Origin of the sequence: Micromonospora sp. NPDC047527 (assembly GCF_040643015.1) — a bacterium.
GTDB lineage: Bacteria > Actinomycetota > Actinomycetes > Mycobacteriales > Micromonosporaceae > Micromonospora.
On record NZ_JBEYTK010000003.1, the window covers coordinates 763,594 to 781,549 of the forward strand.

The following is a 17,956-nucleotide window of genomic DNA, read 5'->3' on the forward strand; positions in this document are numbered from 1 at the left end:
GGTGGAACCCGACGGCGACCGCAAGGACGTCATTCTCGTCGTCGACGACGACGAGGACATCGCTCGGTTCGTCGAGTTCAACCTGCGCCTGCACGGCTTCGAGGTGATCCACGCCAGCGACGGCCAGGAGGCGCTCGACATGATCGAGCGGGAGCGGCCGGACCTGGCCGTGGTCGACCTGATGATGCCCCGGATCGACGGCCTGGAGCTGACCCGTCGGCTGCGCGCCGACCCGATGACCTCCGCCCTGCCGGTGATCATGCTGACGGCGAAGGGGATGACCGTGGACAAGGTCCACGGGCTCAGCGCCGGCGCCGACGACTATCTCGTCAAGCCCTTCGACACCGCGGAGCTGGTGGCCCGGGTCTCCTCGACGCTGCGCCGCAACAAGGAGTTCCGGGAGGTCTCCCCGCTGACCGGGCTGCCCGGCAACAGCCGGATCCGTCGGGAGATCAGCGACCGGGTCCGGCAGGGGGTGGACTACGCGGTCGGCTACGTCGACATCGACCGGTTCAAGAGCGTCAACGACCGGTACGGCTTCGTCCGCGGCGACGACTTCATCTCCACGCTGGCTCGCAGCCTGCACCGGGCGGTGGTGGCGGTCGGGTTGCCGCCGGCCTTCCTCGGCCACGTCGGCGGCGACGACTTCGTCATCGTCTGCACCCCGGGCCAGGTGCGCCCGCTGACCTCCCGGGCGGTGGTCGACTTCGAGAACTCCGCCGACATGCTCTACGACCCGACCGACCGCGAGCGCGGTTTCGTCGAGCTGAAGGACCGCCGGGGCACCATCCGCAGGGCTGCCCTGGTCACCCTCTCCATCGGCGTCTCCCTCTCCGACGCCGGCAAGCGATTCACCGACCCCCTTGAGGCCATCGCGGTGGCCTCGGAGATGAAGACGGTGGCCAAGAGCCAACCTGGGTCGTATGTCGCGGTGGACCGCCGCCGCGGCGTCCCGTGAGCGTGACGCCGCTGTGAAGTAGCTCGCCTGGAGTGGCGACGTATCCCCGTCGGCGTGTAAGACTTCGGGGTACCCACCACGCGCTGGCGGGACTCGGTGAAATTCCGAACCGGCGGTGATCCACGGTCCAACCGTGGTCAGCCCGCGACCCGGACGGCTCTGCCGCCCGGTGGACCTGGTGTAAATCCGGGGCCGACGGTTGGGAGCGGCTCGTCTGCTCCCAGACAGTCCGGATGGGAGACAGCGCGCGGGACGGACGGGTCCGAGCCGGCCGCTGGCTTCAGCGTGCCGGTCGACCCCCCGGGGCGGCTGTGCCGTACCCGGACTCCGCCGCCGCCTGCCCGCGGCCCCATGCCGCCTCCCTGACCGCCCGCGCGCGGACCGGCGAGTGAGAGGGCAGGGGCAGGGCGATGGCCAGCGTCTCCGTCGATGAGGCGATGCGGCGTGCGATCGAGCTGGCGGCGCGCGGGCTGGGCACCACCAGCCCCAACCCGGTGGTCGGCTGTGTGCTGCTCGACGCGGACGGCGAGGTCGTCGGGGAGGGCTTCCACGCCTACGCCGGCGGGCCGCACGCCGAGATCGTCGCGCTGGCCCAGGCCGGCCCACGGGCCGAGGGCGGCACCGCCGTCGTCACTCTGGAACCCTGCGACCACACCGGCCGCACGGGCCCCTGTAGCAGCGCGCTCGTCCAGGCCGGCGTGGCCCGGGTGGTGATCGCCGTACCCGATCCGAACCCGGTGGCGTCCGGCGGCGCCGCCACGTTGCGCTCCGCCGGGGTCCGGGTGGATCTGGGGGTACGCGGCGACGAGGCCCAGGCCGGCAACGTCGCGTGGCTGACCTCGATGCGCCGGGGCTGGCCGTACGTCATCTGGAAGTACGCCGCGACGGTGGACGGCCGGTCCGCGGCGGCGGACGGCACCAGCATGTGGATCACCTCGGAGGCGGCCCGGATCGACGTGCACGCGCTGCGCGGCACGGTCGACGCGGTCGTCGCCGGGGTCGGCACCGTGCTCGCCGACGATCCCCGGCTGACCGCCCGCAACCTGCGCGACGGCAGCCTGGCCATCCGGCAGCCGCTGCGGGTGGTGGTGGACAGCTCGGGGCGTACACCCGTCGACGCCCGGGTCCGCGACGGCGCCGCGCGGACGTGGATCGCGACCGCCGCCGAGGTGGGCGCCGACCCGGACGGCCGGGTCGACCTGCCGGCGCTGCTCGCGGCGCTGCACCAGCGTGGCGTCCGCGCGGTCCTGCTGGAGGGTGGCCCCCGGCTGGCCGGCGCGTTCCTGCGAGCCGGCCTGGTCGACAAGATCGTCGGGTACGTCGCGCCCCGGCTGCTCGGCGCCGGCCCGACCGCCCTGGTCGACGCGGGAGTGACCACCATCGCTGAGGCCATCGATCTGGAGTTCGTCGACGTTACGCAGATCGGTCCGGATCTCCGGATCACCGCATTGCCCCGCAAAAGGGAGGGCTGACATGTTCACCGGCATTGTCGAGGAGCTGGGCGAAATCGTCCGGGTGACGCCCACGGCGGACGATTCGGCGCTGGTCGCCGTACGCGGCCCGCTGGTCACCTCCGACGCCCGGCACGGCGACTCCATCGCCGTCAACGGCGTCTGCCTGACCGTCGTGGAGGCAGCCGACGGCGTCTTCACCGCCGACGTGATGGGCGAGACGCTGCGCCGCTCCGCGCTGGGCGCGCTGCGCCCCGGTGACCCGGTCAACCTGGAGCGGGCCGCCGCGCTCGGCAGCCGGCTCGGCGGGCACCTCGTGCAGGGCCACGTCGACGGCGTCGGTGAGCTGATCTCCCGGGAACCGGCCGAGCAGTGGGAGACGGTCCGGTTCCGGCTGCCCGCCGCCCTGGCCCGGTACGTGGTGGAGAAGGGCTCGATCACCATCGACGGCGTCTCGCTGACCGTGGCCGAGGTCGGTGCGGACCAGTTCGCCGTCGGGCTGATCCCGACCACCCTGAAGCTGACCACGCTCGGCGCGAAGGGCGTCGGCGACCCGGTCAACCTTGAGGTCGACGTGGTGGCCAAGTACGTCGAGCGGCTGCTCGGCGCCCGGCTCACCGACACCGCCGCCGGGGCGACCGGCGGCACGGGCGGGGTGGCCTGATGGGCCCGCTCGGCTGGTTGCTCGACGCCCAGGTGCAGGTGGCCGGCTCGCCGGTGCTGGCCCGGGAGATCGTCGGCAACGGCTTCGGGTTGATCTCCGCGCTGCTCGGGTTGCGCCGGGTGGTCTGGGCCTGGCCGGTCGGCATGATCGGCAACGCGCTGCTGTTCACCGTCTTCCTCGGCGGGGTGTTCGCCACCCCGCAGGCGCACGACCTGTACGGGCAGGCCGGCCGGCAGGTGTTCTTCTTCGCGGTCAGCGTCTACGGCTGGTGGCGGTGGCGGCGCAACCGCCGTGCCAACGCCGGGCAGGCCGCGGTGCTGCCGCGCTGGGCCACCGGGCGGGAGCGCCTGGCGATGCTGCTGGCCGCCGGGGTGGGCACCGCGCTCGCGTACCCGGTGCTCGCCGCGCTGGGCTCCTGGGGTCCGCTGCCGGACGCCTGGATCCTCACCGGCAGCCTGCTGGCCACGTACGGCATGGCCCGGGGCTGGGTGGAGTTCTGGCTGCTCTGGATCGCGGTCGACGCGGTCGGCGTGCCGCTGCTGCTGCGCGGCGGGTTCTACCCGTCGGCGGTCATGTACCTGGTCTACGGCGCCTTCTGCGCCTGGGGTTTCGCCGCCTGGTGGCGCACGTCGCGCGCCATTCGTCCCGTCACCTCGATCCCGTCCACCTACACGGAGGCCGTCGCATGACCAGCTTCGGAAGTATCGAGCAGGCGGTCGCCGACATCGCGGCCGGGCGGCCGGTCGTCGTGGTCGACGACGCCGACCGGGAGAACGAGGGCGACCTGATCTTCGCGGCCGAGTTGGCCACGCAGGACCTCATGGCGTTCATGGTGCGCTACACCTCCGGGTACGTCTGCGTGCCGCTGACCGAGAGCGAAGCCGACCGGCTCGACCTGCCGCCGATGCACCACACCAACCAGGACCGGCGCGGCACCGCCTACACGGTGACCGTGGACGCCCGGGAGGGTGTCAGCACCGGCATCTCGGCGGCCGACCGCGCGCACACCATCCGGCTGCTGGCCGACGCCGCCACCGACCCGACCGACCTGGCCCGACCCGGGCACGTCGTGCCGCTGCGGGCCCGCGAGGGCGGGGTGCTGCGCAGGCCGGGGCACACCGAGGCGGCGGTGGACCTGACCCGGCTGGCCGGTCTGCGCCCGGCGGGCGTGCTCTGCGAGCTGGTCAACGACGACGGCACCATGATGCGCCTGCCGGACCTGGAGAAGTTCTGCGCCGAGCACGGCCTCACCCTGATCACCATCGCCGACCTGGTCGCCCATCGGCGGCGTACCGAAAAGCAGGTCGAACTGGTCGCGGACGCCCGGATGCCGACGCGGCACGGGGTGTTCCGGGCGCTCGGCTACCGCGCCGAGCACGACCCGGCCGAACACATCGCGATGGTGCTCGGTGACCTCGGCGACGGCCAGGACGTGCTGGTCCGGGTCCACTCCGAGTGCCTGACCGGGGACGTGTTCGGCTCGCTGCGCTGCGACTGCGGCCCGCAGTTGGACGCCGCGCTGGCCCGGGTCGCGCGCGAGGGCCGGGGCGTGGTGCTGTACGTGCGCGGGCACGAGGGGCGCGGCATCGGGTTGCTGCACAAGTTGCAGGCGTACCAGTTGCAGGACCAGGGCCGTGACACGGTGGACGCGAACCTCGACCTGGGCCTGCCGGCCGACGCCCGCGACTACGGCACCGGCGCGCAGATCCTCTACGACCTGGGCGTGCGCTCGATGCGGCTGCTGACCAACAACCCGGCCAAGCGGGCCGGGTTGGAGGGCTACGGGCTGGCCATCACCGGGCGGGAGGGGCTGCCGGCCGGTGCGCACCCGGAGAACCTGCGCTACCTGCGCACCAAGCGGGACCGGATGGGGCACCTGCTGGACGAGTTGGATGAGGTGTCCGAGGCGCCGCTGGGGCGTCCGGTCGCCGACGACGAGATCGGAGTATGACGATGGCGGGTTTCGGTGAGCCGGGAGTCGACGCGGTGGACGCCGCAGGGCTGACCGTCGGGGTGGTGGCCGCCCGGTGGCACGGCGAGCTGACCGACCACATGCTGGAGCGCGCGGTGGCCGCCGCCGAGGCGTGCGGGGCGCGGTCCGTGGTGGCCCGGGTCGCCGGCTCCGTCGAGCTGCCGGTCGTCGCGCAGGCCCTGGCGCGCCGCTGTGACGTGGTGGTCGCGCTCGGCGTGGTGGTGCGCGGCGCCACCGCCCACTTCGACTACGTCTGCCGTTCGGTGACCGACGGTCTGACCCGGGTGGCGCTCGACGAGGGCAAGCCTGTCGCGCACGGTGTGCTCACCGTGGAGACCATCGAGCAGGCCCGGGACCGGGCCGGGCTGCCCGGCTCGGCGGAGGACAAGGGCTGGGCGGCGACCGTGGCGGCGCTCGACGCGGCGCTGGCCGTGCGGAACGTGGCCACGGGCAACGCCCAGCGCGTCGGCTTCGGCGGCTGACCCGCCGGGCGCGGTGCCGTCACAGGCGGCCGGCCTCGATGATCCGGTGCAGGAACTGCCGGGTACGGGGCTGGGTCGGCTCCCCGAACACCTGCTCCGGCGGGCCGCTCTCCACGACCCGTCCCGCGTCGAGGAAACAGACCTCGTCGGCGACCTCCCGGGCGAAGCCCATCTCGTGGGTGGCCAGCACCATGGTCATCCCGTCGGCCTTCAGGTCCCGGATCATCGACAGGACCTCACCGACGAGTTCCGGGTCCAACGCCGAGGTCACCTCGTCGAGCAGCATCAGCCGGGGCGAGTTGGCCAGCGCCCGCACGATCGCCACCCGCTGCTGCTGCCCGCCGGAGAGCCGGTCCGGGTAGGCGTCCGCCTTGTCGCCCAGCCCCACCCGGTCGAGCAGATCCCGGGCCTGGGCCTCCGCCTCGGCCCGTTCCCGCCGGTGTACGCGGCGGGGCGCGAGGGTGATGTTCTCCAGCACGCTCAGGTGCGGGAAGAGGTTGTACGCCTGGAACACCATGCCGATCCGCCGCCGGACCCGGTCCGGGTCCACCCGTGGGTCGGAGATGTCCTCCCCGTCCAGCTCGATGGTGCCGTCGTCGAGTTCCTCCAGCAGGTTCACACACCGCAGCAGGGTCGACTTGCCCGAACCGGAGGCGCCGATCAGGGCCACCACCCGGTGCTCGGCGACCGTCAGGTCGAGCCGGTCCAGCACGACGTGGCCGGCGAACTCCTTGCGCAGGCCCCGGCAGCGCAGCAGAGCCATGGTCAGCCTCCCGACTGTCGACGGGCCGAGCGCAGCGTCACCCAGTCGGTGACCGCGATCAGCGGGATCGCCAGCAGCACGAAGAGCACCCCGGCCACGACGTACGGCGTGTAGTTGAACGACTGGGCGGTGGCGATCTGGGCGGCCCGCACCGCGTCGATCGGCCCGGCCAGCGAGACCAGCCCGACGTCCTTCTGCAGGGCCACCACGTCGTTGAGCAGCGGCGGCGCCACCCGGCGGACGGCCTGTGGCAGCACCACGTGCCGCATCGTCTGCCGGTAGGTCAGACCCAGCGAGCGGGCCGCCGCGAGCTGGCTGGGGTGCACCGACTCGATGCCGGCCCGGAACACCTCGGCGAGATAACCGCCGTAGGTGAGGACCAGCGCGGCCCCACCGAGCACCAGCACCGGCGGCATGCCCTGCAATCGCAGGCCGGGCACGCCGAGGGTGAGCAGGTAGAGCACGATGATCAGCGGCAGGCCGCGAAAGGTGTAGGTGTAGCCGGCGGCCAGCGCCCGGACCGGGAAGAAGACCGGGCCGCGCAACGTCCGCAGCACCGCGATCACCAGCCCGAGCAGCAGCGCGCCGACCGCACAGCAGACCAGCAGTCGGACGTTGAGCCAGAGCCCGCTCAGCACCGCCGGCAGCGCGTCCCGGGCGATCTCCCGGTCCAGGAACGACCGCCGCACCCGGTCCCAGCCGGGCGCACCGGTCACCGCGACGACCAGCAGCGTGCCGAGCGCCGCCGTGGAGCAGGCCGCGACCACCACGCTCCGGACGGTCTGCCGATGCCGGTACGCGGACCGCCGCCGCTGTGCCTCGGAGGGAACGTGATCCAGGAGCGTCACCGCAGCTCGGCCGCCCCCGCCACCTGCGCGAGCCACTTCTGCTCCAACTGCTTGAGCGTGCCGGCCGCGGTGAGCTGACCGATCGCGCCGGTCACGCATTTGGTCAGCGGGGAGTTCTTGTCCAGCAGCAAACCGAACGCCTCGGGCGTACCGACCTGCGGCACCTGCCCGACGATCGTCGCGTCGGTGATCTCCGCTCCGGTGATGTAGAAGGCGGTCGGCAGGTCCACCACGAGACCGTCCAGCTGCCCGTTCTGCAGGGCCTTCTTGGCGTCGTCGTTGCTGTTGTAGACCTGCGGTTTGGCGGAGGGCTTGATCACATCGGTGATCGCCTGGTAGCTGGTGGTGCCGACCTGGGCGCCGAGCCGGGCGTCGCGCAGATCGGCCAGCGACGTCCTGCCGGCGATCTTCGAGGACTTCAACGCGACGACGGTCTGCCGCACCAGGTAGTACGGCGCGGAGAAGTCGACAGCCTGCTTGCGCTCCTCGGTGATGGAGAACTGGTTGATGTCGAAGTCGAAGTCCTTCGGCCCGGGCGCGATCGCGGTGTCGAACTTGACCCGGGTCCAGGTGACGTCGCCGCGGGCGTAGCCGAGCTTCTCCGCCACCGCGTACGCGACCGCGGACTCGAAGCCCTCGCCGCTCTCCGGCTTGTCCTTCGAGAACCACGGCTCGTACGCGGGCTGGTCGGTGGCGATGGTCAGCTTGCCCGGCGTACGGGTGGGCAGGCTGTCCCTGGCGCAGGACAGCGCCGCGGTGACAGTGGGGGTGGGAAGCTCCTTCTGTGGCGCGCATCCGGCGGTGGCGACGACGACGGCACCGGCGAGGGTGAGCGCGAGGAGACGTGAACTGCTGGCCATGGCCGACAGCGTAGAGCTCCATGGACATCGATCGAAGATTGTCCCACCATGCCGATAGGGAATTGCCGCCTCGATGTCCCGCTGACTGGGTGTCGGCGGACCCGGACGCGCGGTGCGAGTCGACCGGCTGGAAGAATCGTTCCCCGTGAAGACGTTCGAGGAGTTGTTCGCCGAGCTGCAGGCCAAGGCCGCCGCCGGCACCCCGGGCTCGGGCACCGTTGCCGCCCTGGACAAGGGGGTGCATTTCATCGGCAAGAAGGTCGTCGAGGAGGCGGCCGAGTCGTGGATGGCCGCCGAGCACGAGGGGCCGGAGCGCACCGCCGAGGAGATCTCCCAACTGCTCTACCAGGTTCAGGTGCTGATGCTCGCCAGCGGTCTCGAACTCAAGGACGTCTACCGACATCTGTGAGTGCCCCCACCCGTTGATCGCCATCCGGATCGAAGGAGCACTCCGTCATGTTGCGTGTCGCCATTCCCAACAAGGGCACCCTGGCCGAGCCGGCCGCCCAGATGCTGCGCGAGGCGGGCTACCGCCAGCGCACCGACCCCAAGGACCTCGTCTGCCGGGACGAGGCCAACGACGTCGAATTCTTCTACCTGCGTCCCAAGGACATCGCCACCTACGTCGGCTCCGGTGACCTCGACCTCGGGATCACCGGCCGGGACCTGCTGATCGACTCGGCGGCGCCGGCGGAAGAGGTCGTCGACCTCGCCTTCGGCCGGGCCACCTTCCGCTTCGCCGCCCGCCCCGACGACATCGCCTCCGTGCAGGACCTGGGCGGGCACCGGATCGCCACCGCGTACCCGGGGCTGGTCGAGCGGCACCTCGCCGAGGTGGGGATCAAGGCCGACGTCATCCGCCTCGACGGCGCGGTGGAGAACGCCGTACGCCTCGGTGTCGCCGACGTGATCGCGGACGTCGTGGAGACCGGCGCGACCCTGCGCCAGGCGGGCCTGGTCGTGTTCGGCGAGCCGCTGCTGCGCTCCTCGGCGGTGCTGGTCCGTCGTGCCGGCGCGCCCGCGCACGCACAGGCCGAGCAGTTGCTGCGACGCCTGCACGGTGTGCTGGTGGCCCGCCGATACGTGATGCTCGCCTACGACGTGCCGGCCGGCCTGCTGGACCGCGCCAGCGGGCTCACCCCGGGCATCGAGTCACCCACCGTCTCGCCGCTGCACCGCGAGGGCTGGGTGGCGGTGCAGGCGATGGTGCTCCGCGACGACGTCCACCGGATCATGGACGAGCTGTACGAGTTGGGCGCGCGCGCCATCCTCGTCACCAACATCCACGCCTGTCGGCTCTGACGAAGTGGGCGCGTCCGCCGCCGTGGGCGCGTCCGTCGCAGTGGCGCGCGCCCGCCGGGCTGGCGAGGTCGGCGGCCGGCTTGATCGACTCCATGTCGCCGATATGGGGGTATCGCCCGCGTGGGACACCCCCATATCGGCGACCTCGTGTGGATCTACCCCCGGTAGCGCCTGCCGTGGACAGCGGCCGCGCGACGACCACGCCCTGACGTCGGAAGATCGCGCAGGATCCTGGAAGTAGGGGCTTCGGTCGCGCCGGGAGGCCACTACTTCCAGGATCCTGCGCGGATCCCGTCCCCGGTGCTGTCGTGGTCGGCGGGTGGTGCGGTTGTCGCGCCGGGGTGGGTGGCAGACTGGTGGGGTGAGTGAAACCGAGCTGGTCCGCCTGAAGCCGCGCCGCATCCGGGTGGTCTGCTGGTCTGCGGCGATTGCCCTGGTGGTGGTGTTCGGCGTGATCGCCACCTCGCTGAGCGGCCCGACAGGCAGCGGCTACGGCACCTTCCAACGTGGCGACCAGCTCGCCATGGCTGGCCTGGGCGTGTTCGGCGCGCTCGGCTTCCTGCTCTTCACCCGCCCGAGGGTGGAGGCCGACACGCACGGCGTCCGGGTGCGCAACGTCATGAGCTCGTACCAGCTGCCCTGGGAGGTCATCCGGGGTGTCCGCTTCGACCGCGGTGCGCCCTGGGCCAGCCTGGAGCTGCACGACGACGACCTGCTGCCACTGATCGCCCTGCAGGCCGCCGACAAGGAGTTGGCCGTCGATGGGGTCCGCGCTCTGCGCCGGCTGCACGAGGCGCACCAGTCCCGCCTCGCCGAGCGCGCCAACCGCTAGCCAGCCCGCCCGCCGCCTGGCCGGCCGCTGGCCACGCACTCGCCAGCCAGCACCCCCACCCGCCGCCTGGCCGGCCGCTGGCCACGCACTTGGCAGCCAGCACCCCTAGCGGCCACCAGCCCGCCGCCATTGACCGCCTTCAGCGCCAGCGGGACGGGGGAACCAGCGGGACGGCGTGCCCGGTTTGAGGGTGACCAGGGCGGCGGTGTAGTGTTGTCGAGTCGACCAGGCTGTCTCCGCATGCGAGCAGGCAGCCACGAAAGCGGAGCGCCTGCTCCCACCCGAGTCGCCGCTACGGTGGCCGGGTCCGGTCCCCGATTCCGGGCATGTCCCGGCGTCGGATGCGCGATCCTGTGATCGTGCCGACCGGTCGAGCGGGCCCTGGCATCTGCCGGGGCCTTCTGCTTTCCAGGATGACCCCCACCCGGGGGCCGCAGGGGTCGGCAACTGAGCAGAAACGACTCGAGGAGGCCCCATCAGCGTCGAACCACGCGTGAACGAGCAGATCCGGGCACGTGAGGTCCGACTGGTCGGCCCCGAGGGTGAGCAGGTGGGCATCGTCCCGCTGGAGCGCGCCCTTCAGCTGGCCGCGGACGTCGATCTGGACCTGGTCGAGGTTGCGCCGATGGCGCGCCCGCCGGTGTGCAAGCTCATGGACTTCGGCAAGTTCAAGTACGAGAGCGCACTCAAGGCGCGCGAAGCGCGGCGTAACCAGCAGCAGACCGTCATCAAGGAAATGAAGCTCCGGCCGAAGATCGACCCGCACGACTACGAGACCAAGAAGGGTCACGTGGTGCGGTTCCTCAAGGCGGGCGACAAGGTCAAGGTGACGATCATGTTCCGCGGTCGCGAGCAGAGCCGCCCGGAGCTGGGTTACCGGCTCCTGCGTCGGCTCGAATCCGAGATCACGGAACTGGGATACGTCGAGGCCGCTCCGAAGCAGGACGGCCGAAACATGATCATGGTTCTCGCTCCGCATCGGGCCGTCAAGGCCTCCGCGGTCGCCGCTACGGCGTCCCGTGGTGCACCTCGGGAGCGGGCAGGGGACGAATCCGCCCCGGCAGCCGATGAGACCGCAGCGGCCGGCGAGACCGCAGCAGCCGTGGACAGCGGCATCGCCGCCGACACCAGCGGCGAGTAACAGGGGAGAGACGTTCCACATGCCGAAGATGAAGAGCCACACGGGTATGGGTAAGCGGGTCAAGGTGACCGGCAAGGGCAAGATCGTTGCCCAGCAGGCCGGCCTCCGTCACAACCTGGAGAAGAAGCCCTCCACCCAGACCCGCCGGCTGACCGGCACGGTCGTGCTGGCCAAGGCCGACGTCAAGCGCATCAAGAAGCTGCTCGGCCGCTGACGCGCGCCACCTTTACGTAATAAGGAGTTGAGATGGCACGCGTCAAGCGGGCTGTGAACGCCCAGAAGAAGCGTCGTACCCTGCTGGAGACCGCGAGCGGTTACCGCGGTCAGCGCTCCCGGCTGTACCGCAAGGCCAAGGAGCAGGTGCTGCACTCGATGCAGTACGCCTACCGGGACCGTCGTGACCGCAAGGGCGACTTCCGGCAGCTGTGGATTCAGCGGATCAACGCGGGTGCCCGGGCGAACGGGATGACCTACAACCGCCTGATCCAGGGCCTGCGTCTGGCCGGCATCGAGGTCGACCGCAAGATCCTGGCCGACATGGCTGTCAACGACGCCGCTTCGTTCGCGGCGATCGTCGAGCTGGCCCGGGCCGCGGTCGCGGCCGAGGGCACCGGCGGCGCGGCGGCTCAGGCCGCCTGATCCCCACGCACCAGAGCGAGGCGTCTCCCGTGTCGGCACCGCCGTCCGGGGGGCGCCTCAATCGTGCCGGAGGAGCGCACACCATGGCCTTCACACCGCGTACACCCAGGGTTGTCGCCGCCCGCCGGTTGCAGCGCCGCCGGGACCGCGACGCCACCGGCCGTTTCCTGGCCGAGGGGCCGCAGGCGGTCCGCGAGGCCCTCGCGCGGCCGGGGTTGGTCACCGAACTGTTCGGTACGCCCGCAGCCCTCGACCGTTACCCGGAGTTGGCCGCGACGGCGGCGCGGGCCGACGTGCCGGTCTCCGAGGTGACCGACGACGCCCTCGCCGCGCTGGCCGAGACGGTCGCCCCGCAGGGGCTGGTCGCCGTCTGCCGGCACCTGGACGTGTCGTTGGAGCAGGCCCTCGCGGGCGCGCCCCGGCTGGTGGCGGTGCTCGCCGAGATCCGCGATCCGGGCAACGCCGGCACGGTGCTGCGCACCGCCGACGCGGCCGGGGCGGGTGCGGTGGTCTTCGCTGGCGACGCCGTCGACCCGTACAACGGCAAGTGTGTGCGGGCCTCGGCCGGCAGCCTCTTCCACGTCGACGTGGTGCGCGCCCCCGACCCGGCCCAGGTGGTCGACGCGCTGCGGGCCGCCGGGCTGTCGATCTTCGCCACCACGGGGTACGGCGACAGCGATCTCGACGACCTGACCGACTACGGCCGACTCGTCGGGCCCACCGCCTGGCTGTTCGGTTCGGAGGCGCACGGGCTGCCCGAGGAGTTGACCGCCGCCGCCGACGCGCGGGTGCGGGTGCCGCTGTACGGGCGCGCGGAGAGCCTCAACCTGGCTGCTGCCGCCGCCGTCTGCCTGTACGCTTCAGCGAGAGCACAGCGCTGATGGTGACCACACCCGGCGCGACTGACCGCAGGGGAGAGCGTCCGTCGATGAGCGCGCAACGGCGTTCGTTTAGCCAGCCCGCCGGTGTCGGCGGGCGGCGGGCCTGACCTGCTCCCTGCACAACTCCTACCGGCGGGCTGCGGCACAGCCGCGCGTCCGTAGACTCGCCTAGCCGCCCCGATGAGGGCTGGCGCCGCCGTGAGGGAGTGCCCGTACGCCATGAGCTACCGCAACGATCCGTACGACCCGAAGCAGGTCGCCCTGCTCGACCCGGCCGCCCTGGCCGAGGCCGTCGCCGACGCCACGAAGGCGTTCGAGGCCGCCGCCGACCCGGACGCGTTGACCGCGCTGCGTTCCGCGCATCTCGGTGACCGGTCCCCGGTGTCGCTGGCCCGCCGGGAGATCGGCGCGCTGCCGCCTGCCGCGAAGTCCGACGCCGGTAAGCGGGTCAACGAGGCCCGCCGGGCGATCGAGGCCGCGTACGCCGAGCGCTCCGAGGTGGTGGAGCGCGAGCAGGCCGAGCGGGTGCTGGTCGAGGAGCGGGTGGACGTCACCCTGCCGTACGACCGGCGCCCGCGTGGTGCCCGGCACCCGCTGAGCACCCTGATGGAGTCGATCAGTGATCTCTTCGTCGGGATGGGCTACGAGGTGGCCGAGGGCCCCGAGGTCGACCTGGAGTGGGTCAACTTCGACGCGCTGAACATCCCCGCCGACCATCCGTCGCGTGGGTTGATGGACACCTTCCACATCGCACCGCAGGGTTCCGGTCTCGTTCTTCGTACGCACACGTCGACCGTGCAGACCCGTACGATGCTCAGCCGCAAGCCGCCGATCTACGTGATCGTGCCCGGCCGCGTCTACCGCACCGACGAGATCGACGCCACCCACAGCCCGGTGTTTCACCAGGCCGAGGGTCTGGTGGTCGACAAGGGCATCACGATGGCGCACCTGCGGGGCACGCTGGACCACTTCGCCCGCGCGATGTTCGGCCCCGAGGCGAAGACCCGGTGGCGGCCGCATTACTTCCCGTTCACGGAGCCGTCGGCGGAGTTCGACGTGTGGTTCCCCGAGCACCGCGACGGCCCGCAGTGGGTCGAGTGGGGCGGTTGCGGGATGGTCAACCCGCGGGTGCTGCGCGCCTGCGGTGTCGACCCGGAGGTCTACTCCGGGTTCGCCTTCGGCATGGGCATCGACCGGACGCTGATGATCCGGCACGGGGTCAGCGACATCCGCCATCTCTTCGAGGGCGACGTGCGGTTCAGCCGCGCGCTCGGGACCGGGGCGTAGGCGATGCGGGTACGAGACACGGGAACGGTGGTCTGAAGTCATGCGAGTTTCTGTCAGCTGGCTGCGGGAGTACGTCGACCTCCCCGCCGACCTGCCCACCGGTGACCTGGAGCAGGCCCTGGTCGACCTCGGCATCGAGGTCGACTCCGTGGTGGACCTGCGCGAGACCGTCAGCGGTCAACTCGTCGTCGGCGAGGTGCGCGAGATCGAGGAGCTCACCGGCTTCAAGAAGCCGATCCGGTTCTGCCGCGTCGACGTGGGCCACGCCAACGGCACCGGCGAGCCGCAGGAGATCGTCTGCGGGGCGCGCAACTTCGCCCCCGGTGACCGGGTGGTGGTGATCCTGCCCGGCGGCGTGCTGCCCGGCGGCTTCGCGATCGGCGCCCGCAAGACGTACGGGCACAACTCCGCCGGCATGATCTGCTCGGCGAAGGAGTTGGGCCTGGGCGAGGACCACTCCGGCATCATCGTGCTGCCGCCGGACGTGACGGCCAAGCCGGGCGACGACGCGCGGCCCGTCGTGGGTCTCGACGACGTCGTGCTCGAGCTGGAGATCACCCCGGACCGGGGGTACGCGCTGAGCCTGCGCGGCCTGGCCCGGGAGTTGTCGCACGCGTTCGACGTGCCGCTGCGCGACCCGGCCCTGGTGCCGGCGCCGGGTGGCACCGAGACGCCGGCGTACCCGGTGGAGGTGCGCGACCCGGTCGGCTGCGACCGGTTCACCGCCCGCCTGGTCCGCGGTGTCGACCCGACCGCGCCCACGCCGTCCTGGATGCAGCAGCGGCTCGTCACCGCCGGCATCCGCAGCATCTCGCTGCCGGTCGACATCACCAACTACGTGATGTTGGAGCTGGGCCAGCCGATGCACGCCTTCGACGCCGATCGGATCGCCGGGTCGCTGGTGGTCCGCCGCGCCGAGGCGGGGGAGAAGCTGACCACCCTCGACGGTGTCGACCGCGTGCTCACCGCCGACGACATGGTCATCTGCGACGCTGGGCTGGACAACCCCGTCGCGGGCGAGGGCGCCGGCGTCCCGATCTCCCTCGCGGCGGTGATGGGCGGTGAGACCAGCGAGGTCGTCGCCGGCACCACCACCGTGCTCTTCGAGGCGGCGCACTGGGACCCGGCGATGGTCGGGCGGACGGCCCGCCGGCACAAGCTGTTCAGCGAGGCCGCGAAGCGCTGGGAGCGGGGCGTCGACCCGGCCGTGGCGCTTGTCGCGCTGGAGCGGGCCGTGCGGCTGCTCACCGAGCACGGCGGCGGCACCCCGAGCGCGGAGATCCTGGACATCGACCACGTCCGGCCGCGTACCCCGATCAGCCTGCCGGCGGACCTGCCGACCCGGCGGATCGGCGTCGAGTACCCGCCAGCGCGGGTGATCGCCCTGCTGGAGCGGGTCGGTTGCACTGTCGCGCAGGGCGCGGACCGGTTGGCCGAGGACCCGGGTGCGGTCGGCGTGGCCAGCGGGGCCGGGGTGGCGCTCAGCGTCACCCCGCCGACGTGGCGGCCCGACCTGACCGACCCGGCCGACCTGGTCGAGGAGGTGGTCCGCCTCGACGGGTACGACAAGGTGCCGTCGGTGTTGCCGACCGCACCGCCCGGTCGCGGCCTGACCCCGCGGCAGCGTCGGCGGCGGGCGGTCGCCGGGTCGCTGGCCGAGCGGGGGTACGTCGAGGTGCTCGCGCACCCGTTCGTGTCGCCGCAGCTGGCGGACCTGCTCGGCCTGCCGGCCGACGACCCGCGCCGGCCGGCGGTGCGGCTGGCCAACCCGCTGTCGGACGAGGAGCCGCTGCTGCGTACCACGCTGCTCGGCCCGCTGCTCGGCATCCTCAAGCGCAACCTCGGCCGGGGCCACCGTGACCTGGCGCTCTACGAGATCGGTGCGGTGTTCCACCCGCGCCTGGACGCTGTGAGCCCGCCGGCGATGGGCGTCGACCGGCGCCCCACCGACGCCGAGTTCGCGGCCGCCGACGCGGTGGTGCCGGCACAGCCGGTGCACGTGGCGGCGGTGCTGGCCGGTGACGTGGATCCGGCGGGCTGGTGGGGTCCGGGTCGGCCGGCCGGCTGGGCGGACGCGATCGAGGCGGCCCGCGACGTGCTGGCCGCCGCCGGGATCCCGGACGAGCGGGTCGAGGTGCGTGCCGCCGAGTACGCCCCGTGGCACCCCGGCCGCTGCGCCGAGCTGCGGGTCGACGGCACGGTCGTCGGGCACGCCGGTGAGCTGCACCCGGCGGTGGTGGCGGCGCTGGAGCTGCCCCGGCGGACCTGCGCCATGGAGGTGAGCCTGGACGTGCTGCCGCCCGCCCCGGTCATGCCCGCCCCGGCGGTCTCCGGCTTCCCGCCGGCGCTGATCGACGTGGCCTTGGTGGTGGACGAGTCGGTGCCGGCGGAGCAGGTGCGCCGGGCGCTGGAGGCTGGTGCCGGCGAGCTGCTGGAGGACGTCCGGCTGTTCGACGTGTACGCGGGCGCGCAGCTCGGGGAGGGTCGCCGGTCGCTGGCGTACAAGCTCACGTTCCGCGCGCCGGACCGGACGCTGACCGTCGAAGAGGCCCTGACAGCCCGCGACGCGGCGGTCGCCGTAGCGGCGGAGCGCTTCGGCGCGACCCTGCGCGGCGCCTAAGCCCTCACCCCTGACCCCTCGCGATCTTGCAGTTTGTGTCGCCGATCCGCGCCTTTCGTCGGCTATGCGGGGACACCAACTGCAAGATCGCGGGGGTGGGGGGGTTGATTAGTTGCATATCACTATGCAGGCTGCTGTATTAAGTTGCAGCTGACCTGCGCCGCTGCTAGCCTTCGGTGCATAGTCATGCGGAGGTGGGTATGGGGATTCGAGTCGCGGTCGCCGGGGCGAGTGGTTACGCCGGGGGTGAGCTGCTGCGCCTGATCGCCGGGCACCCGGAGTTCGACCTGGTCGCCGCCACCGCCCACAGCCAGGCCGGGCACCGCGTCGACGTGGTGCACCCGCAGCTCACCGGGCTCGACCTGGTGCTCGGCACGACCGATCCGATGACCCTGGCCGACGCGGACCTGGTCTTCCTGGCTCTGCCGCACGGCGAGTCGGCGGCCATCGCGGCGCAGCTCCCGCCCGAGGTGCGGATCGTCGACCTGGGCGCTGACCACCGGCTCGCCGACCCGTACGCCTGGGCGCAGTACTACGGCGGCACCCACGCCGGGCAGTGGACCTACGGACTGCCCGAGTTGCCCGGCCAACGGGAGCTGATCGCGAACTCCAACCGGGTCGCCAACACTGGCTGCTACGCCGCCGCGATCACCCTGGCGCTCGCGCCGCTGATCGCCGACGGCGCGGCCAACCCCGCCGACGTGGTGGTGGTCGCCGCCTCCGGCACCTCCGGGGCGGGCCGGGCGACGAAGTCGCACCTGCTGGCCAGCGAGGTGCTGGGGGACCTGTCGCCGTACCGGGTGGGCACCCACCAGCACGTGCCGGAGATCAAGCAGGCCAGCGGGGCGACGAGCTTGTCGTTCACCCCGGTCCTGGCGCCGATGCCGCGCGGCATCCTGGCCACGGTCACCGCGGTGCCGGCGCGGGGCGTCGACCCGCAGCAGGTGCTGGCGCAGGCGTACGCCGACGCGCCGTTCGTGCACGTGCTGCCGGAGGGTAGGTGGCCGCACACCGCCGCCACGCTGGGCTCCAACTCCTGCCACCTGCAGGCCACCGTCGATGTCGACTCGGGTCGGCTGATCGTGCTCAGCGCCCTGGACAACCTGGGCAAGGGTGCCGCCGGCCAGGCCGTGCAGAACGCGAACCTGATGCTCGGTCTGCCGGAGACGACGGGCCTGTCGGTCTGGGGGGTCAGCCCGTGAGCGCGAGGAGTGCAGCGCAGCGGAGCCCCGCAGTCGCGAACGAAAGGCAGGCAT

19 protein-coding genes and 1 riboswitch are annotated in these 17,956 nt (G+C 72.2%); of the genes, 16 read left to right on the forward strand and 3 right to left on the reverse strand.

Annotated features, from left to right (window positions below; translation table 11 throughout):
• Position 1 precedes the first annotated feature (1 nt).
• The 6 genes from ABZ808_RS16475 (at position 2) to ribH (ending at position 5,527) form a co-directional block, all read left to right on the forward strand.
• The gene (locus ABZ808_RS16475) at positions 2 to 958 is read left to right on the forward strand and encodes a response regulator (protein ID WP_357006616.1); all 957 of its coding nucleotides are present in this window, start codon (positions 2 to 4) and stop codon (positions 956 to 958) included.
• A 78-nt stretch (positions 959 to 1,036) separates the two neighbouring features.
• A riboswitch (FMN riboswitch) is annotated at positions 1,037 to 1,207 on the forward strand.
• A 161-nt stretch (positions 1,208 to 1,368) separates the two neighbouring features.
• Complete coding sequence (gene ribD, locus ABZ808_RS16480; protein ID WP_357006621.1) at positions 1,369 to 2,430, forward strand: bifunctional diaminohydroxyphosphoribosylaminopyrimidine deaminase/5-amino-6-(5-phosphoribosylamino)uracil reductase RibD; 1,062 nt, start codon at positions 1,369 to 1,371, stop codon at positions 2,428 to 2,430.
• A 1-nt stretch (position 2,431) separates the two neighbouring features.
• Complete coding sequence (locus ABZ808_RS16485; protein WP_357006624.1) at positions 2,432 to 3,073, forward strand: riboflavin synthase; 642 nt, start codon at positions 2,432 to 2,434, stop codon at positions 3,071 to 3,073.
• Positions 3,073 to 3,762, forward strand: a complete 690-nt coding sequence (gene pnuC / locus ABZ808_RS16490; RefSeq protein WP_357006627.1) for a nicotinamide riboside transporter PnuC — start codon at positions 3,073 to 3,075, stop codon at positions 3,760 to 3,762. The genes ABZ808_RS16485 and pnuC overlap by 1 nt, the downstream gene beginning before the upstream one ends.
• Entirely contained in the window at positions 3,759 to 5,024 is a 1,266-nt protein-coding gene (locus tag ABZ808_RS16495; RefSeq protein WP_357006630.1) for a bifunctional 3,4-dihydroxy-2-butanone-4-phosphate synthase/GTP cyclohydrolase II, read from the forward strand. Before pnuC ends, ABZ808_RS16495 begins: the two co-directional genes overlap by 4 nt.
• A 2-nt stretch (positions 5,025 to 5,026) precedes the next feature.
• Positions 5,027 to 5,527, forward strand: a complete 501-nt coding sequence (gene ribH / locus ABZ808_RS16500) for a 6,7-dimethyl-8-ribityllumazine synthase (RefSeq protein ID WP_357006839.1) — start codon at positions 5,027 to 5,029, stop codon at positions 5,525 to 5,527.
• A gap of 19 nt (positions 5,528 to 5,546) precedes the next feature.
• Here the strand turns inward: ribH and ABZ808_RS16505 are convergent, their stop codons facing one another.
• Genes ABZ808_RS16505 through ABZ808_RS16515 form a run of 3 tightly spaced genes read right to left on the reverse strand, consistent with a single transcriptional unit; the run spans position 5,547 to position 7,998 of the window.
• Positions 5,547 to 6,290 carry an amino acid ABC transporter ATP-binding protein gene (locus ABZ808_RS16505; RefSeq protein WP_357006632.1) on the reverse strand — a complete coding sequence of 248 codons (744 nt, stop codon included), beginning with the start codon at positions 6,288 to 6,290 and terminating at the stop codon, positions 5,547 to 5,549.
• A 2-nt stretch (positions 6,291 to 6,292) separates the two neighbouring features.
• Positions 6,293 to 7,138, reverse strand: a complete 846-nt coding sequence (locus ABZ808_RS16510; protein WP_357006635.1) for an amino acid ABC transporter permease — start codon at positions 7,136 to 7,138, stop codon at positions 6,293 to 6,295.
• Positions 7,135 to 7,998: an ABC transporter substrate-binding protein gene (locus tag ABZ808_RS16515; RefSeq protein ID WP_357006638.1), complete on the reverse strand. Its 864-nt coding sequence runs from the start codon at positions 7,996 to 7,998 to the stop codon at positions 7,135 to 7,137. The genes ABZ808_RS16510 and ABZ808_RS16515 overlap by 4 nt, the downstream gene beginning before the upstream one ends.
• 145 nt (positions 7,999 to 8,143) lie before the next feature.
• On the opposite strand from ABZ808_RS16515, the gene ABZ808_RS16520 reads away from it, so the two are divergent.
• The 10 genes from ABZ808_RS16520 (at position 8,144) to argC (ending at position 17,902) form a co-directional block, all read left to right on the forward strand.
• Positions 8,144 to 8,407: a phosphoribosyl-ATP diphosphatase gene (locus tag ABZ808_RS16520; protein WP_030335709.1), complete on the forward strand. Its 264-nt coding sequence runs from the start codon at positions 8,144 to 8,146 to the stop codon at positions 8,405 to 8,407.
• A gap of 47 nt (positions 8,408 to 8,454) precedes the next feature.
• Positions 8,455 to 9,300 carry an ATP phosphoribosyltransferase gene (gene hisG / locus ABZ808_RS16525; protein WP_357006642.1) on the forward strand — a complete coding sequence of 282 codons (846 nt, stop codon included), beginning with the start codon at positions 8,455 to 8,457 and terminating at the stop codon, positions 9,298 to 9,300.
• A gap of 361 nt (positions 9,301 to 9,661) precedes the next feature.
• A complete protein-coding gene (locus ABZ808_RS16530) occupies positions 9,662 to 10,132 on the forward strand; it encodes a PH domain-containing protein (protein WP_357006645.1) in 471 nt (156 codons plus the stop codon).
• A gap of 493 nt (positions 10,133 to 10,625) precedes the next feature.
• On the forward strand, positions 10,626 to 11,273 hold the full coding sequence (gene infC / locus ABZ808_RS16535) for a translation initiation factor IF-3 (protein WP_357006648.1): 648 nt from the start codon (positions 10,626 to 10,628) through the stop codon (positions 11,271 to 11,273).
• Between the two features lie 19 nt (positions 11,274 to 11,292).
• On the forward strand, positions 11,293 to 11,487 hold the full coding sequence (rpmI, locus tag ABZ808_RS16540) for a 50S ribosomal protein L35 (RefSeq protein ID WP_007458415.1): 195 nt from the start codon (positions 11,293 to 11,295) through the stop codon (positions 11,485 to 11,487).
• A 32-nt stretch (positions 11,488 to 11,519) separates the two neighbouring features.
• Entirely contained in the window at positions 11,520 to 11,912 is a 393-nt protein-coding gene (gene rplT / locus ABZ808_RS16545) for a 50S ribosomal protein L20 (protein ID WP_091087503.1), read from the forward strand.
• Between the two features lie 29 nt (positions 11,913 to 11,941).
• Positions 11,942 to 12,793 carry an RNA methyltransferase gene (locus tag ABZ808_RS16550; RefSeq protein ID WP_357006651.1) on the forward strand — a complete coding sequence of 284 codons (852 nt, stop codon included), beginning with the start codon at positions 11,942 to 11,944 and terminating at the stop codon, positions 12,791 to 12,793.
• 219 nt (positions 12,794 to 13,012) lie between these two features.
• Complete coding sequence (pheS, locus tag ABZ808_RS16555) at positions 13,013 to 14,080, forward strand: phenylalanine--tRNA ligase subunit alpha (protein WP_357006654.1); 1,068 nt, start codon at positions 13,013 to 13,015, stop codon at positions 14,078 to 14,080.
• 40 nt (positions 14,081 to 14,120) lie between these two features.
• Positions 14,121 to 16,700: a phenylalanine--tRNA ligase subunit beta gene (pheT, locus tag ABZ808_RS16560; RefSeq protein WP_357006657.1), complete on the forward strand. Its 2,580-nt coding sequence runs from the start codon at positions 14,121 to 14,123 to the stop codon at positions 16,698 to 16,700.
• Positions 16,701 to 16,900: 200 nt separating this feature from the next.
• Positions 16,901 to 17,902 (forward strand): N-acetyl-gamma-glutamyl-phosphate reductase, encoded by a 1,002-nt coding sequence (argC, locus tag ABZ808_RS16565; RefSeq protein WP_357006660.1) that lies wholly within the window; start codon positions 16,901 to 16,903, stop codon positions 17,900 to 17,902.
• Positions 17,903 to 17,956 lie beyond the last annotated feature (54 nt).

Excerpts from the sequence above, each read along its gene's own strand:
- ribD (WP_357006621.1), top strand. The coding sequence starts at position 1,369 with ATGGCCAGCGTCTCCGTCGATGAGGCGATGCGGCGTGCGATCGAGCTG.
- ABZ808_RS16485 (WP_357006624.1), top strand. The coding sequence starts at position 2,432 with ATGTTCACCGGCATTGTCGAGGAGCTGGGCGAAATCGTCCGGGTGACG.
- pnuC (WP_357006627.1), top strand. The coding sequence starts at position 3,073 with ATGGGCCCGCTCGGCTGGTTGCTCGACGCCCAGGTGCAGGTGGCCGGC.
- ABZ808_RS16495 (WP_357006630.1), top strand. The coding sequence starts at position 3,759 with ATGACCAGCTTCGGAAGTATCGAGCAGGCGGTCGCCGACATCGCGGCC.
- ribH (WP_357006839.1), top strand. The coding sequence starts at position 5,027 with ATGGCGGGTTTCGGTGAGCCGGGAGTCGACGCGGTGGACGCCGCAGGG.
- ABZ808_RS16505 (WP_357006632.1), bottom strand. The coding sequence starts at position 6,290 with ATGGCTCTGCTGCGCTGCCGGGGCCTGCGCAAGGAGTTCGCCGGCCAC.
- ABZ808_RS16515 (WP_357006638.1), bottom strand. The coding sequence starts at position 7,998 with ATGGCCAGCAGTTCACGTCTCCTCGCGCTCACCCTCGCCGGTGCCGTC.
- hisG (WP_357006642.1), top strand. The coding sequence starts at position 8,455 with ATGTTGCGTGTCGCCATTCCCAACAAGGGCACCCTGGCCGAGCCGGCC.
- rpmI (WP_007458415.1), top strand. The coding sequence starts at position 11,293 with ATGCCGAAGATGAAGAGCCACACGGGTATGGGTAAGCGGGTCAAGGTG.
- rplT (WP_091087503.1), top strand. The coding sequence starts at position 11,520 with ATGGCACGCGTCAAGCGGGCTGTGAACGCCCAGAAGAAGCGTCGTACC.
- pheS (WP_357006654.1), top strand. The coding sequence starts at position 13,013 with ATGAGCTACCGCAACGATCCGTACGACCCGAAGCAGGTCGCCCTGCTC.
- pheT (WP_357006657.1), top strand. The coding sequence starts at position 14,121 with ATGCGAGTTTCTGTCAGCTGGCTGCGGGAGTACGTCGACCTCCCCGCC.
- argC (WP_357006660.1), top strand. The coding sequence starts at position 16,901 with ATGGGGATTCGAGTCGCGGTCGCCGGGGCGAGTGGTTACGCCGGGGGT.